This is a genomic window from Synechococcus sp. 60AY4M2, assembly GCF_002760375.1.
Taxonomy (GTDB): domain Bacteria; phylum Cyanobacteriota; class Cyanobacteriia; order Thermostichales; family Thermostichaceae; genus Thermostichus.
In genome coordinates, this window is record NZ_AUMZ01000001.1 from 688,616 (window position 1) to 703,456 (window position 14,841).

12 protein-coding genes and 1 pseudogene are annotated in these 14,841 nt (G+C 61.4%); 6 read left to right on the forward strand and 7 right to left on the reverse strand.

Annotation, left to right across the window (positions count from 1 at the left end; translation table 11 throughout):
- Positions 1-425: 425 nt before the first annotated feature.
- Both SYN60AY4M2_RS03005 and SYN60AY4M2_RS03010 read right to left on the reverse strand, forming a co-directional pair.
- Positions 426-2,267, reverse strand: a complete 1,842-nt coding sequence (locus SYN60AY4M2_RS03005) for a hypothetical protein (RefSeq protein ID WP_099812246.1) — start codon at positions 2,265-2,267, stop codon at positions 426-428.
- A 46-nt stretch (positions 2,268-2,313) separates the two neighbouring features.
- Entirely contained in the window at positions 2,314-2,826 is a 513-nt protein-coding gene (locus SYN60AY4M2_RS03010; protein WP_099812247.1) for a Tic20 family protein, read from the reverse strand.
- A 289-nt stretch (positions 2,827-3,115) separates the two neighbouring features.
- Here SYN60AY4M2_RS03010 and SYN60AY4M2_RS03015 point away from each other — a divergent pair, with 289 nt between their 5' ends.
- Complete coding sequence (locus tag SYN60AY4M2_RS03015; RefSeq protein WP_168173308.1) at positions 3,116-3,571, forward strand: hypothetical protein; 456 nt, start codon at positions 3,116-3,118, stop codon at positions 3,569-3,571.
- On the opposite strand, the pseudogene SYN60AY4M2_RS03020 reads toward SYN60AY4M2_RS03015, so the two are convergent.
- Positions 3,539-4,744 (reverse strand): annotated as a pseudogene (locus SYN60AY4M2_RS03020) (transposase). The gene SYN60AY4M2_RS03015 and the pseudogene SYN60AY4M2_RS03020 overlap by 33 nt on opposite strands.
- A gap of 234 nt (positions 4,745-4,978) precedes the next feature.
- Between SYN60AY4M2_RS03020 and hemH the strand changes: the two are divergent.
- Together hemH and SYN60AY4M2_RS03030 are read left to right on the forward strand one after the other, a co-directional pair.
- On the forward strand, positions 4,979-6,004 hold the full coding sequence (gene hemH, locus SYN60AY4M2_RS03025) for a ferrochelatase (protein WP_011429913.1): 1,026 nt from the start codon (positions 4,979-4,981) through the stop codon (positions 6,002-6,004).
- Between the two features lie 169 nt (positions 6,005-6,173).
- Positions 6,174-7,511, forward strand: coding sequence for a CCA tRNA nucleotidyltransferase (locus SYN60AY4M2_RS03030; protein WP_099812248.1), 1,338 nt, complete (start codon positions 6,174-6,176; stop codon positions 7,509-7,511).
- Here SYN60AY4M2_RS03030 and SYN60AY4M2_RS03035 read toward each other — a convergent pair.
- Positions 7,508-8,239: a response regulator transcription factor gene (locus SYN60AY4M2_RS03035; RefSeq protein WP_049749731.1), complete on the reverse strand. Its 732-nt coding sequence runs from the start codon at positions 8,237-8,239 to the stop codon at positions 7,508-7,510. The genes SYN60AY4M2_RS03030 and SYN60AY4M2_RS03035 overlap by 4 nt on opposite strands.
- 275 nt (positions 8,240-8,514) lie before the next feature.
- Between SYN60AY4M2_RS03035 and SYN60AY4M2_RS03040 the strand changes: the two genes are divergently transcribed.
- Positions 8,515-9,417 (forward strand): 4-hydroxybenzoate solanesyltransferase, encoded by a 903-nt coding sequence (locus SYN60AY4M2_RS03040; protein WP_099813212.1) that lies wholly within the window; start codon positions 8,515-8,517, stop codon positions 9,415-9,417.
- A 16-nt stretch (positions 9,418-9,433) separates the two neighbouring features.
- Here SYN60AY4M2_RS03040 and SYN60AY4M2_RS03045 read toward each other — a convergent pair whose 3' ends face one another.
- The 3 genes from SYN60AY4M2_RS03045 to ndhN all read right to left on the reverse strand — a co-directional run bounded on the left by SYN60AY4M2_RS03045 (position 9,434) and on the right by ndhN (position 12,893).
- Entirely contained in the window at positions 9,434-11,335 is a 1,902-nt protein-coding gene (locus SYN60AY4M2_RS03045) for a R3H domain-containing nucleic acid-binding protein (RefSeq protein WP_206336906.1), read from the reverse strand.
- A 15-nt stretch (positions 11,336-11,350) separates the two neighbouring features.
- The gene (locus SYN60AY4M2_RS03050) at positions 11,351-12,355 is read right to left on the reverse strand and encodes an LdpA C-terminal domain-containing domain (protein WP_240527696.1); all 1,005 of its coding nucleotides are present in this window, start codon (positions 12,353-12,355) and stop codon (positions 11,351-11,353) included.
- A gap of 94 nt (positions 12,356-12,449) precedes the next feature.
- Complete coding sequence (gene ndhN / locus SYN60AY4M2_RS03055) at positions 12,450-12,893, reverse strand: NAD(P)H-quinone oxidoreductase subunit N (RefSeq protein WP_011429907.1); 444 nt, start codon at positions 12,891-12,893, stop codon at positions 12,450-12,452.
- 444 nt (positions 12,894-13,337) lie between these two features.
- Here ndhN and msrB point away from each other — a divergent pair, with 444 nt between their 5' ends.
- A complete protein-coding gene (gene msrB, locus SYN60AY4M2_RS03060; RefSeq protein WP_011429906.1) occupies positions 13,338-13,748 on the forward strand; it encodes a peptide-methionine (R)-S-oxide reductase MsrB in 411 nt (136 codons plus the stop codon).
- Between the two features lie 49 nt (positions 13,749-13,797).
- Positions 13,798-14,601 (forward strand): FTR1 family protein, encoded by an 804-nt coding sequence (locus SYN60AY4M2_RS03065; protein WP_099812250.1) that lies wholly within the window; start codon positions 13,798-13,800, stop codon positions 14,599-14,601.
- Positions 14,602-14,841 lie beyond the last annotated feature (240 nt).

A 14,841-nucleotide genomic window follows, 5' to 3' on the forward strand; every position in this document is an offset into this window, starting at 1 on the left:
AGGTAGAGGAAGCGTACAGCTCTCAGGCAAGCTTCCTAGATGGAGATGAGCTACCTAGTGATGGTGAAAAACCCGACGGGTGGAGACCCTCTGGAAAGCGTATCAAGCGGGGCCTGTACCAAACGGCAAAGGGGTGGTTGGTCAACGCTGAGGCAAATGCTGCCGCCAACCTGCTTAAGAAAGTCAGCAGAACCTTGGGGCTTTGCGTGAAGGAACTGTCTAGAGGCGCTTTGACAACGCCGTTACGGGTTCTTTTGTGGACTGCGTAAGAATCCCCTGGGTGGGAGTGTCAACTCCCTCACCATCCAAGCTGATGCCCTCGACCAACACCGGCCAAGGCGCCGTGCTAGGCGATATCGCAAAACGCCCTGTCCTCAACCGGAGCCAGCCGCACGAGGGGGAGTATTAAGCGCAGGCAGCCCTGTTTAGGTGGAAGTGCTCCCTTCTGCCATCTCTTGTTCAGGTGTCCTAAGCCAGGGCCTCCAACGCAGCAGCCGTCGCAGCTCTACCAGCAGCACACCAGCTACACCGGTCAGGATCCAGCCCAGCCACTCGGCTGCCGTGCCCAGGTAGCGCACTTCCACGCGATGCTCTCCCGGGGGAATCCGTACCTGCAACAGCCCCCACCCGTCGTGTTCGGCAGCCCTAAACTGTCCATCAATTTGAACTTCCCAAGCGGGATAGTAAAACGTGCGCAAGACTACGGGCTGCTCTTGAGTCGTGGGATTGATGGCGCGAAAGCGGCGATAGCCATAGCGCCACTCTTCCACCTGTAGCTGTGCGGCCGGATCCTCCAGCTCGCCTTGCCACTGGAGCAGCGGATCCACCTGCGGGGGCGGCATGGGCAGCGTGGCCTTGCGGGGCCGGTATTCCTGCACATCCACCAGCGCCAGCCCATCGGGAAAGCGCCAGTGCAGGTGCATGAAGAAAGCAATGCCGGGCCTCTCTTGGGGCTCCTTGGGAAACTGCTTAGCTGTAGCCAGCTCTTGAAAAGTTTGAACAAGCTGCGGATCAAAGCCGGCCTTGGACAAGAGTTGAAAGCCCTGCCAAGTTTGCACCCCCATAGCTAGTCCGATCCCCACCAGCAAGAGAAGCCGCAGGCGCCTTTGCCCCCATCCCCAACCCGCTAGAGACCCCAAAAGCCAGGGCACGGTTACCGCCGTCACTGCCATCCAGCGCCAGGAAAATTGAATGCGTTGCAGGGGCAGAAACCACTCGTAGAGCCAAGCCAGCAGATCCGTCGTCATCAGCAGCGCCACCAGGCTAGCCCCAAAGCTGTAGAGCAAGGTAGCTCTGGCAAGGGATCCAGCCGCATCAAAACTCTTCCCCGGCCGGCGGACCAGCCATTCTAGACAAACTAAGATCCCAACGCCCACCACAACCGCTGCCATCCAGACCCAGTACCCCACCAGGTTGCTCTCAAACCAGTGCTCTGTCCAGCGCGGCTGAAGCTGAGTTAGCCCGCTCAGCATTAAGCGATGCTGGGGCATGTATTCCTCGGCAAAGTTGACAAAATCCACCTGGACATGGCGCTGATCCCAGAAAGCCGGCAGCAAATAAAAAGCCGCCCACCCCAGTCCCAGACCAAATCCCAGGTAGCAGCGTCCCACTCTGGGCCATAAGGGATCCCTTCCCCCCACCACCCACGGCAGGGGCAGCCAAACCAGAGTAAAAATCAGCAAAGTGGGCAAATGGGACAGGGCCAGTAGGCCATAGCTCAGAGCCAAAGCCCCGATCGGCCAAAGGGACTGAGGCCGGCAAATCACCTGTAGCGAGGCCCAGAAAACCCAGGGGGAGACGGCAATGGCCCAAACTTCTCCAATTGCACCCCGTTGGTAGATATCCATCAACCAATAGGGGCCGGCCATGCTCAGCAGGGCCAAGACCAGCGCCAAAGCCCAAGGAAGCACCTGCCGCAGCAGAACGTATAGCCCCAGCCCAAAGACCGCCATCGCTAGACCCATGCTGGCCACCAGGGATCCAGGCAGGTCCAGCCCCAGGGCGCGAAAGGGCAGGGTGGCTACCATACACAAAGGCGGGTAGAAGGCAAAGGTGGGATTGCCGTAGCCGAAGTTGGAGTACTCCAGCCAGCGGGGGTAAAACTGCCCGCCGAAAAACTGGCGCTGATACTGAAAGGCCCAACTGAGGTTGTAGTGGGTGGAGTGAGTAATGGGATAGCCTTGCTGCAGCATCGGCCAGAGCAGGGCCAGCACTCCAGTTAGCAGCGCAAGCCCGACCAGCAGCTTCGGTTGGCGTAACGCTTTCATCCTCACTTCTGGACTAGGCATTGCCTACCTCCCTCTTTGCCAGGAATTAATAGCGAATCCAGGCATAGGCGGCATCGGAGAGCACCGGCACCTCGGCATAGTGGCCGCGAACGTTCTGCACCCAAGCGTAGACGGTGATGGCGATCACGCCCAGAAGTGCGGTGGTGGCCAAAATGCTGACAAGTGCTGCCAGGCCGAGGTTGCCAAAGAGCATAGCAAACACCTGCATCAACACTTGCACCAAGAACAGGGCAATGTTGAGCAACAGCGCCTGCATGGTGTTGAAGCGAACAAAGTGGGCGACACGGCTGTTGCGGACTAAAAATAGCAGGGCGAGAAATATCCCCACCCCCAACCAGCCTGTGGCCAGGGGCAGCAAGCGCAGCAGTGGACTAAAAATGGGGATCAAACCTGGCAGAGATTGAAACAAACCCGAGGGCACAAAGCCGAAGGGCAGGGCCGATACCAAAGGCAGAAGGTAGGGAAGGGATCCCCACAGCCGTTCGCGCCAGCGGGCCGGAGGCCTTTCGCTGGGAGTGATGTTGCCGCGCCAGGTCATGTCCTCGAGTCCCTCAGCTCACTGCAGTGGTCGCTAGAGTCTGCTTGTTTGGGCAATGCCGCTCCCTTGCCAGAGGAAAAGGGCAGACAAGCCTTGGGCCCATTGTAGTCGTTCGCGCAGCGGGACGGAGTCCTTTGGGTTTGGGGGGCTCCACGGGCTGGCTCGAAAGCCAGCTTCCCTTTTTTTGCGGCAAGACGTTCAGGGCGAGCATTCCAGCCGTTCGCGCAGCGGGACGGAGTCCTTTCTGGACTGGTATAATCGACGCCAACTCTCGGCTGTGCAGAGATCTATGAAAATCTCATCCTCTCCCCCTACTCGCCTCGTCGCCGCCTTGCTCTGGAAGGCCTGGTCTGGGCTCATCGGCTTTCTCAACGACCGTCTGTTGCCGGAGCGCTGCCACGTTCGGCCCGAAGCTCTGCCGGAGTGGATGGCTCAGGTGTGGGCCGGCTATCTGCGCTATCGCAAAGCCTCTCGTCCGGGAGCGATTCAGTTTCGCGGCTTGACGGTGGATCCCGGCCAAGAGGGATCCTCAGCTCACCTTGTTGGGGCTGGCCCGCTCCGCTACCGTGGCTGCCCTCTGGAGACAGTTGCCCGGGATGCCGTCCAACCCTTTGGCAAAACCCCTTTTGTGCCCCCCTACCAGCGGCTGCTCAATACGCTGCGCTTGAAGTTGAGCCTGGCCGATGTCGATAGCTATTCGGTCACGCCGGCCCTACAGCGGGTTTACCGCGGCCAAGAGTTGTAAACTACCCGGCTCCGACTGCCCCCCGTATACGGGGGGCAGGGGGATGTAGGGTGGCCGGTTTACAGCAGCCCCCAATAATGCAATGACATAGGCGCTACGCTTCGCTGACGCTAATGCTGCGTTGTAGTCTGCATCCCCTTCCCAACTGCAAGCCGGGTTGACACAACGGAAGCGTTTCCCTTCCCGTTGCCCGATCCACAGGCACTGGTGGCAAATCTGCGAGGTATAGGCAGGCGGCACCACCACAACCGTGACCCCGGCCCGCAGCGCCTTGTAGTGCACAAACTGCCTCAGCTGGTAGAACGCCCAACTATTCGACCGCCGACGCTCCGTTTTGCTCCGTGGCGGTTGGTTGACACGCTCTCCGATTCCAGTTAGGTCTTCCAAGGCAATCGTGCTATTGGTCGCCTTTGCCCTGGAAACAATAGCCTTGCAGATGCAGGGATTGACCCAGGTTTGCAAGCGTCTCTCCTGACCAGACAGCTGTTGCAAGAGTTGGCGGCATCTACGCCGACTAGACCTTGTGCCCTGACTAGCTTTGCATGGGAGCACCGCTCGCAACCAGGATCAACGGCTGTCCATTCCAGGGATCTCCCTCTGAGGTATGGGCAATATCTCTCCTCCCCAAGTCCACCCCAATCGCCTTAGCCGCGGTTTGCAGCTCCGGCGGTTGCGTTTCCACACAAATCGTAGTAAGAACCCTCTTTGCGTTTGACAAGGTGGCCGATTGGGGATTGGTGCCGGCCAGCATCCCTCGTTGATAGTTGCCGATGGACAGCTCCAACCGTTCCCGCCCCTCAACGGTGGTGAGCGATACTGTCCAGTCTTTCGCTCGGAAGGAGAAGATGCGGGCAGCGTAGGTCACGAAGCCCGCCTTGAAGGCTTTGACCGGACGGTTTTTTCTGGCTGGCAGTCTTGCGGGCAGATACCACCCGTCTGCATACCTGTTGTGCCAGGTTGCTGGATAGGCCAAAGCGGGCACGGATGTCGCGGTAACCCAGAGATTGGAGCTTAAGGGCGTTGAGGATCTTCTCCGGCGTGTTTTGGTTGACCCAGTTCAAGGCCTGCACAAAGGCGTCCAGCGTCGCATCTAACTTGGCGGCTTGCGACTCCGATAGGACTCCGTCCCGCTAGCGCGAACAGTTCGCAGGAAATAGTCAAGACTTGGGTCATGCTGTCACTATACATCAACAGACCGCATTCCTCCCGACGCTCGGCTGCGCCAGAGCGCGGGGCTCCTGCGGTTTCTAGCTGACACCGGGCGGAGCAGTAGGGGAGGAGGGGGGATCCCTGGCTAAGGATGGGGGCCGAGAGAAAGCTGAGAAAGGTTGCAAGAAAACTTAATGCCCCTTCCCCGCTGGGGGGCAAGACCTCCTACAGTGGATAAGGAAGGTCATTGGGTTTGTCATGTCCAAAAGCGGCGTGCTCCTGCTGAACTTGGGGGGGCCAGAGACCCAGGCTGATGTGCAGCCCTTTCTCTACAACCTCTTTGCCGATCCCGAGCTGATCCGCCTGCCCTTTCCCTTTTTGCAGAGGGCTTTTGCCTGGGCCATCTCCACGCTGCGGGCGCCCAAATCCCGGCGCAACTACGCGGCCATCGGGGGGGGATCCCCTTTGCGGCGCATCACCGCCGCCCAGGCACAAGCGTTGCAGGCTCAACTGGTGGCGGCGGGCTACGACGTGCCGGTGTATGTGGCCATGCGCTATTGGCACCCGCTGATCGAGTCGGTGGTGCAGCAGATCAAGTCGGATGGGATCACCCGCCTGGTGGTGCTGCCGCTCTACCCGCAGTACTCCATCAGCACCACCGGCTCCAGCTTCAAACTCCTGGATCGCCTCTGGGCCGAAGACCCGGAGCTGGCCCGCATCGAGCGCCGCCAGATCTGCTCTTGGTACGACCAGCCCCAGTATGTCCAGGCCATGGCTAGGGCCATCCGGGAGCAGTTGGATGCCTTCGAGGATCCGGCAGGGGTGCATGTGCTCTTTAGCGCCCACGGCATTCCCGAAAGCTATGTCACCCAGGCCGGGGATCCCTACCAGCAGGAGATGGAGGCCTGCGTCCAGCTCATCTGGCGGGAAGTTGGGCGCCCCAATCGCCACACCCTCTCCTATCAGAGCCGGGTGGGCTCGGTGCGCTGGCTGCAGCCCTATACCGAGACGGTGATCCCAGAGCTGGGAGCGTGCGGGGTCAGGCAACTGCTGGTGGTGCCGATTAGCTTTGTGTCGGAGCACATCGAAACCCTGCAGGAGATCGACATCGAGTATCGGGAGCTGGCCCACCAGGCTGGGATCCGCGAGTTTCGCCGCGTGCCCGCGTTGAATGCCGACCCGCTGTTTATTGCCGGGCTGGTGGCGCTGGTGCGGCCCCATCTGCTCACTTCAGCACCTGCTTTTGTACCGGCGGCGGTGGGCGGCTCGCTGCTGGAGCGATAGCTAAAAGGGATCCAGGCCGCGAGCGGGCCTGGGCAAGCGAGGGTCAAATCCCCAAAAGCAATCGCTTGTTTTTGCGCAGCGGTCAGGTGAGGGTACGGCCTGTCTGGTTGCTTGCGCTCTGGGGATCCTAGCCCTTTAGATCATCGAAGTCTCCCCCCTGTGCACATCGATGAGCGAAGCCCTGCTGAGCAAGTGGCTGCTGACCTATTTCCGCCAACGGCTGCCCTTTCCCAAAGAGTGGCTGCCCCAGGGGAGCTACTGGGTGGGGGGATCCCTGCGGGATGCCTATCTGGCTTGGCTGCGGGGCCAGGCTGGAGACTCCAAGGGGCCGGTGGATCTGGATTTAATGTGTCCGGCGGATCCCGTGGGGTGGGCGGCGGGGGTGGCGCGGCGGCTGAAGGCCGGCTTTGTGGTGCTGGATGCGGAGCGACAGATTGCCCGCATCGTGCTGGGCCAAGGAGGGGCTTCCACCCCCACAGCGGCGACGGTGGACGCGGCCCTGCAGGTGGGCCCCACCCCGGAGGCAGATCTGCGGCAGCGGGACTTCACCTGCAATGCCCTGGCTCTGGAACTGCAGGAGGGGCACCTGTTGGATCCCACGGGGGGGCGGGCGGACATTCAGCAGGGGTGTCTGCGCATGGTTCACCCCGACAACCTCAGTGCCGATCCGGTGCGGCTGTTGCGGGCCTATCGCCAGGCAGCTCAACTGGGGTTTGCGCTGGATCCGGCCACGGCAGAGGCGATTCGTCAGCGGGCCCCCCTTTTGGCCAGGGTGGCGGCAGAGCGGGTGCGGGCCGAGGTGGTGACCTTGTTGGAGACGGGGATCCCCGGCTTGGCCCACCTGCAGGCAGCGGTGGCGGCAGGTCTGCTAGCGGCTTGGCTGCCCCGCCTAGCGCCCCAGAGCCCCGGCTTTGCCCAGGCCCAAGCGGTGTGGCAATGGGCCGAGATCTGGCAGCTTCAGTATCCCCGCACTCTGGCGGAGCTGGCCCAGCCTTTGGCGGATCGGCGCGGCGGCCTGTTGGCAACGGTGTTGGCAGCCCTGCTGTGGGATCCGGCGGGCACCCCTGCCGAGACGGTGGAAGCCGAGCTGGAACGGCTGCGCTTTAGCCGCGCCGAGATGCGGGCCATCCAGAAGCTGCACCAGCTTCTACCCCTGTTGCAAACGCTTCTGACCCATTCCCCCACTCCCGGACAACAGTGGCGGCTCTATCACCAGGCGGGATCCCTCTTCGGCGGCCTGGCCCTGCTGGCAGCAGCCACCGGCAGCAGCCCCCAAGAGATAGAATCCTGGCTCCGGCGCTACGAAGATCCCCAGGATCCCCTGGCCCATTTGGTGCCCCTGCTGGATGGGAACGACCTGCTGCACAGCTTGGGTGCTAAACCCGGACCCTGGGTGGGCCAGTTGCTGCAGGCTCTACAGGAGGCGCAGGCCGCGGGGCAGATCCAAACCCGCGCCGAAGCCCTCTCTTTTGCCCGCCGCTGGCGTGAGAGGAGTTCCCAACCCTAGCCAAAGCGATAGCCGAAGCCGCGCACCGTCACCAAATACTCTGGGTTGCTGGGATCCAGCTCCAACTTTTCCCGCAGCCAGCGGATGTGGACGTCCACCGTTTTGCTGTCGCCCATGAAGTCGGATCCCCAGATGCGCTCCAAGAGCTGTTCCCGCGTCCAGACGCGGCGAGGGTTGGACATAAACAGCTCCAGCAGGCGGAACTCCTTAGGCGAGAAACTCACCTCCACTCCCCGCACCAAGACGCGACACTCTTGGGTAAACATGCAAATATCCCCGTAGCGGAGCACCGTGGCCTCGCTGGCGTGGGACTGCTGCCGACGGCGCAACACGGAGCGACAGCGGGCGATCAGCTCCCGCATGCCGAAGGGCTTGGTCAGGTAGTCGTCGGCTCCCAGCTCCAGGCCCACCACCCGGTCGGTCTCGCTGCTTTTGGCCGTCAGCATCAGGATGGGGATGGTGTTGCCCTCCCGGCGCAACAGCCGGCACAGATCCAAGCCGTTCAAGCCGGGCAGCATCAAATCCAAGATCATCAAATCCAGCCGTTCGGCCGTGTGAACCAGCTCCAGCGCTTGTCGACCATCGGCGGCCTGCAAAACTTGGTATCCCTGTTCTTCGAGAGCAACGGCAACGGTTTCTCGGATTGCATCCTCATCGTCCACCACCAGCAGAGTCTCCAGAAGGGGAGGAGCTTCCTTGACTTGAACTTCGGGAAGTTGACTGGTCATGGAAAGGGTTGCTTGCATGGCAGACTCCGTCTCGCTTGCGCGAACGGCCTCACAGGGGAAAAGCAGCAAAGTTCATCACCCTCAACAGCAGCCCCCCGCTAGGATATCAAACTTCTCAGGCTGGCCAATAGTGGGAAAAGAGGAGCCAAATGCTGGCCAAAAAGTAGAGACGGCGAGGGGGACGACAAGGGTTCCAGGGCGGGCCAGTTTAGGATGATTTAAGATCGGTGCGGAGCTCCATTCCTCTCGGCAACTGGCCCTCTTTCGACCTGGCTATGTCTGCCTCTCCTTCTGCACTCTGGGCCACTGGCGGAGCGATTTTACGGCTGTTGCGCTGGCATAAGCCGGCAGGGCGGCTGATCCTGATGATCCCGGCTTTGTGGGGGGCTTTTCTGGCCGGACGGGGAACGCCGCCTTGGCCGCTGGTGGGGATCCTGATTTTGGGCAGCTTGGCCACCAGCGGGGCGGGCTGTGTGATCAACGACCTCTGGGATCGGGATTTGGATCCCTTGGTGGAGCGCACCCGCAACCGCCCCTTGGCCAGCCGCGAACTGACCGTTGCCGTCGGCATCGTGATGGCGCTGCTGACCTTGGCCTGTGCGGCGGGGCTGGCGCTTTTTCTCAACCCGGTCAGCTTTGCCCTCTGCGTGGCGGCAGTGCCGGTGATCCTGCTCTATCCGGGGGCTAAGCGGGTGTTTCCCGTGCCCCAACTGGTGCTAGCCCTGGCCTGGGGATTTGCCGTGCTCATCAGTTGGACAGCGGTGAGCGGCCAAGATCCCCACACACCCCTGTGGGAGGAGGGGCTGGGCTGGCTGTGGCTGGCCACGGTGTTGTGGACGTTGGGGTTCGATACGGTCTATACTCTATCGGATCGAGAGGACGACGAACGGGCCGGGATCCACTCCAGCGCCCGCTTTTTTGGGAGACAAACCCCAACGGCGGTGGGGCTGTTTTTCTTGGGCGCCGCCCTTGCCCTCTTGGGGGTGGGGATCAGCCTGCAGTTGCACGCGGTCTATTTCCTTAGCCTGGCAGTTGCCGCCGCTCTCTGGGGCCGGCAAACCTGGCAGCTTCACCAGGTCAATCCCCCTCCCACTCTCTACATGGCCATCTTCGGCCAAAACGTCCTCCAGGGCTTCATTCTCTTGGCAGGGATGATCGCCGGATCCCTGCTGGCCTGAGGAACCCTGGCTGGAGCTAGTTGGGATAGATGCGCAGGCGGCGGTTGGGCTCTTCGCCGAAGCTCTGGGCCCGCAGGTGATAGTGCTCCACTAGCTGGTGCTGCAGCTTGCGGATCAGAGGGGAGCGGGGCAGCAATTCCACCGGCTGGGACTTGGGAATGACGATCTGCTCTACCGCCAGCCGGGCCTCCTCCAAGGCTTCCGTTTCGTCGCCCGAGCTGGCCCGAATGAACAGCTCTAGGTCGGAATCGGAGCCGTCCTCGCTTTCGATGTTGAGGATGTGACGCAGGGCGCGGGCAAGGGCGATCAGGGTATTGGCCTTGACGGTGTGAATCGGGATTTGGCGGGCGTGGGCCAGTTGCTGGATCTTGGAGCGGCTGCGCACCTGGGATCGCAAAGCCAAAACAATATCTGCCTCATCCAGATCTTTGGTGACATCCGCCGACAGCTTCAAAGTCTGGATCACCTGCTCCAGATGGAAGCGGCTAACCCCGTAGGGATAGATCCTCAGCGGCCCATCCAGATCCCATTGCCGTTCTGCCAGGGCAGCCGCAGCAGGTTCCTCCCAGTCGGCATCCTCTTCCGCCTCAGCCCTGGACTCTGCCTTGGGGCTGGCCATAACTTGAGGCTCAGCACGGGATCCCGCTGCTGCTGGCGGGACAGATTCCTCCCCCTTGGCCGAAGGCGAGCCAGATTCGCCGGGCTGGCGCAGACGAGTTTCACTTGGTTCTAGGGGCAGAGCTTCCATCCGCCCAGAACGGCGCCATCCCCCCCGCTCCCGTGTTGGGGACAGGGTGCTGCCGGCAGGGGGGGGCCACTGGGGCCCAGACAGGGTGGGGCGCTCGATCACCACTTGGCCGCGTTCGTCCAGGCTGCGCAGTTGCACCAGCGGCTCGCGGTTGCGCAGGAGGCGATCCACAGTGGCCGCCACATCTTCGTGGATGACCCAGCGATCCCGCTCCAGCATCTCCACCGCAATCTCAAACGTGGGGGGGGCCTTCCGCTCCAAGACGCTCTTCTGGCAGCCCCGCCGCCGCGCCTCTTCGTCTCCGAGCGTGACCGACTGGATCCCGCCAATTAGGTCGGAGAGGGTGGGGTTTTTGATCAGGTTGTCGATGCGGTTGCCGTGGGCAGTGGCCACCAGTTGCACCCCCCGTTCGGCGATGGTGCGGGAGGCCAGAGCCTCCAACTCGGTGCCGATCTCGTCGATCACCACCACTTCCGGCATGTGATTTTCCACCGCCTCGATCATCACCTTGTGCTGCAGCTCCGGGCTGGCCACCTGCATGCGCCTGGCCCGGCCAATCCCTGGGTGGGGCACGTCGCCATCGCCGGCAATTTCGTTGGAGGTATCGATGATGATGACCCGTTTGTGCAGCTCGTCCGCCAGCACGCGGGCAATTTCCCGTAGGGCGGTGGTTTTGCCCACCCCTGGGCGGCCCAGCAACAGCATCGAGCGGCCCTGCTCCACCAAATCGCGGATCATGCTGATGACGCCGATAACGCAACGCCCTACCCGACAGGTGAGGCCGATGATCGTGCCCTGGCGGTTGCGAATGGCGCTGATCCGGTGCAGAGTTGAGGCAATGCCGGCGCGGTTGTCGCCGCTAAACTCTCCCACTTGGCTGATGACCAGATCCAGGTCGGCGCGGGTGACCACCTCCTCCGAGAGGTAATCGGCAAAGCCGGGGAAGCGGGCTTCCGGGCGGCGGCCCAAATCCAGCACCACCTCTACCAGCCGATCCAACTGGGGATGCTGCTCCAGGCGCTGGCGGATGGAGGCGGGCAGAACGTCCAGCAGCTTGCCCAAATCGTCGTTGTAGAGGACTTGCCCGGGAAAAGAGGTGCGTTCGCTGGAGCGGTGCGGAGCACCTTCCCGATCCGCCGACGGGTTGAAGGGCTGTACTAAGAAACTCATGGTCGGGCAACGTTGTTAAACACTGGAAAAACAGGTTTGTCTGGGGGCCACCGCTCGTTGCTTCACTTGCTGCACCAACTGCTTGGCCACTGGGATCCCACCTGCCAATCCAGGCCCCCCCTCCAAGTAGGTGGCCACCAACTGTCGCGCATAGCTGCCGAAGGCCACCCCCGCCACCGGCCAACGGGGATCCAGCAGCAACACCGTTTGCCCATTGGTTCCTCCTGCCAACTGCACATAGCCGGGCAACCCCATGCTCAACACCTTTCGGGCCAACTTCAGAGTGGCCTTGCCGGCGCCAGCTCCAAGATCCCCGCTCATAGGCCGACCGTCCACCTGCCAGATCAACACCTCCGGCAAGGGATCCATCAAGGCCAGCAAATCCCGCAAATAGACCTCGAGGCCGGGACCATCGTTAAAGCTGATCGAGACGGCCCGCAGCCACCGCAGCCAGGGCTTTAGGGATCCCCACAATTGCGCGAATTGGCTCTGTCGACCGATACGGGTGTGGATTTCCACCGCCTCAACCCCCAGCTCTAGCAAGGACGGCAGGATCTCCGCCGCCGCAACCTGATAGCCTTGGGTGGCGATGCGTTGGTGGGGACACACCGGCTCACAGCGGCCACAGCCGTAACAGAGCTCTGCCCGGATGTGAACCTGGGTGGAAGTGCCTGCCCGGATCAGGGCGTGGGGCGGACAAACGGCTAGGCAGGGCTGCGGACAGTCGGCAGGACAGACGGGATCCGTCAGCACCGCCTTGCGAAAATGCACATCTTCGCCGTCGTTGACGCTGACCATCAACCAGGGGGACCCCACCTGGGGATCTTCTGCCTGGGCCCGCCGGATCCCTTCTTGGGCAGCTTGCACAATGGCTGGGTCAGCGGCGACGTCAATGCAATCGGCACCGGCAAGCGTGTAGAGGAAAGCTAACTCCCGAATCGACGGCAAGTGGTGGAAACTTGCGCCGCAGATCAGCTTAAACCAAGTACCCTGTTGCAGCGAGACGTTCGGCAAGGTCACAGGCACGGAAGGCCACCGGCAAGATGAGAGTCTGGGCTGCAGGCCGCCTACTTGAGATGGTAGCAAAGAATTTTCGAGGAATCTGAACAGATCCTCAGGCACTCTGCAGAGGTTGCCACCGAATTGACCGCTCTCGACCCAGCTCCACCACAAATTTCACGCCCTTATCTTCTTGGCTCAGCTTCACCAGGTAGGAGAGCTCTTGCCGGCTGAGCACATGCCCCTCGTAAAACCAAAACACCAATCCCTTGGCCTTTGGGGGCAAGGTGGCGCGGTACTGCTCGATCAACGAGGGGTAGAAATAGGTGCGCCGCTGCGATTTGCCCAGCGTGGCAGGCCGCACCCCATGGCTGGACGTCAGATAACTGGCCAGATCCCCAATCCCCTTGCTGGAAAGGGTGACTACCTCGTAGCCAGCTCCGCGCAGCCGCCGCAGGTAGTGCCCTTCCGATCCCCCTTCTGGGGTAACAAAGATGGCCAGAGCCCCACACTGCTCGAGCTGCTGCACAAACTTGGCGCCTGAGCCGACCAGCAACATGGCAATAACTCCGTCGTTTTCAGGGTTAGCAAAAGAATCCCCAGGCCAGCCCGCCTAGGCCGAACGGATCCCTTGCCTGTGCTCATTGTAGCGGGAGTATGTCCCCAGCCAGGGATAGAAGCTACAGATAGAACTCATAGAGAAGCTCGCCGACTCTTTGCCGCGCGGAAACTGCCGGCTTTGGCTGAGGGGTAGCCGACCAATGGTGAAGATACCCGTACCTTCGCCTTTGTGGGGAAGAAGACGTGAAGAAGAGTTAAGATACATACAAGCATCTGCTTGCAAGTCTCAGAAACAGCCGGACAGGGCAACTGGAGAGTCCGGCGGCGATGGCTTCACCCATGTCAGGACGGACAAACCGCTTATGCGACGAGGCAAGCTTTTGACTTGACAGTGGCCGGGTTCGTTACGGCACCCCTCAGCTTGACAGGAGAGCAACAGGCGATGGCTCAAGAAATCTATCCCGTTACCAAAACCGACGCTGAGTGGCGACAACTGCTCACCGAAGAGCAGTACTATGTGCTGCGCCAAGAGGGAACCGAGCCCCCCTTCCGCAACGCCTACTACGACAACAAAGCTCCAGGGATCTATGTCTGCGCTGGCTGTGGGCAGGAGCTCTTTTCCTCGGCAGCCAAATACGACAGTGGCACTGGTTGGCCCAGTTTTTGGGAGCCGATTGCTCCTCATGTGATCGGCACCAAGACGGATTGGAAGTTGCTTGTGCCTCGCACCGAGGTTCACTGCTCCAACTGTGGTGGTCACTTAGGGCACGTGTTTCGGGACGGTCCCCCACCAACGGGTCTGCGCTACTGCATCAACTCTGCTGCTCTGAAGTTCATCCCCGCCACCACCTGAGCCTCTCCTCAGGCAACGCTAGAATTGAGCCACCTGCCTGGGTGAACCTATGTCGGACTACACCTTTTTGGATGCTGCCTCGATTTTGCTGCGGGAGGGTCTGGAGGCGCTTTTGGTGCTGGTGGCTTTGCTGGCCCTTCTGCGCAAAAGTGGGCAGTCGGCCCCGCAGCGCTGGGTGTGGCTGGGGGGATCCATGGGTCTGCTGGCAGCGGTGATGCTCGCCTTGCTGGTGAAGTTGTTTTTCCAGCAGTTGCTGACCCACACCCGCCAAGAGGTACTGGAGGGGATGACTGGGCTGGTGGCAGCAGGTTTGCTGTTTTCGGTCAGCCTCTGGCTGCACCGGCGGGCCGCCCTTGCTTCCTGGCAGACCTTTGTGCAAGAACAAGCCCAGGCAGCGCTCGCCACAGGCCAGGTTTTTTCCCTAGCTTTCCTGGCCTTTGCAGCGGTGTTTCGCGAGGGGGCAGAAACGGTGTTGTTTTACGTGGGATTGGCCCCTTCCCTGGCGGCAAAAGATCTCTGGCTGGGGATCGGTCTGGGATCCCTGCTGCTGGTGGGGATGGCGGTCTTGCTGCTGCAGGTGGGGCTGAAGCTGCCCTTGGGGGCTTTTTTCCGGGGTTTAAGCCTGCTGATTTTTTACTTGGGCTTTAAGTTCCTGGGCAGCGGCCTCCATGCTTTGCAAGTGGCGGGCTGGCTTCCGATCACCCCCTTATCCGGGATCCCGAAGCTGCGCTGGTTGGGTTTGTATCCCACTTGGCAGACGCTGATCCCACAAATGGTGCTGCTGGGAACAGCCTTTGTCTTGTGGATGAGGCAATGGCGGCGGGCTGACTCTGCTCAAAAGCTTTCTCCGTGAGAAACTTTCTTTGCGAGCAGGGTGCCTCCCACAACCCTCAAGTTCGAGGGGCTGCGGTTTCGAGGGTTGTTGCTCGAAGTAGCCGGCGATCCTCCCTCTTCCTGGGGTGAGCAAAGTGTCCCGGCTGGACTCAATTCTCGGTGCCCAGCTACGCATTCCGGCCCAGAAAGACGAAGCCCGCCAGCAGGGAGCTGGCAGGCCGCTGGATCTTGTCGGGGATCCCACTTGCGATCGCTGTCG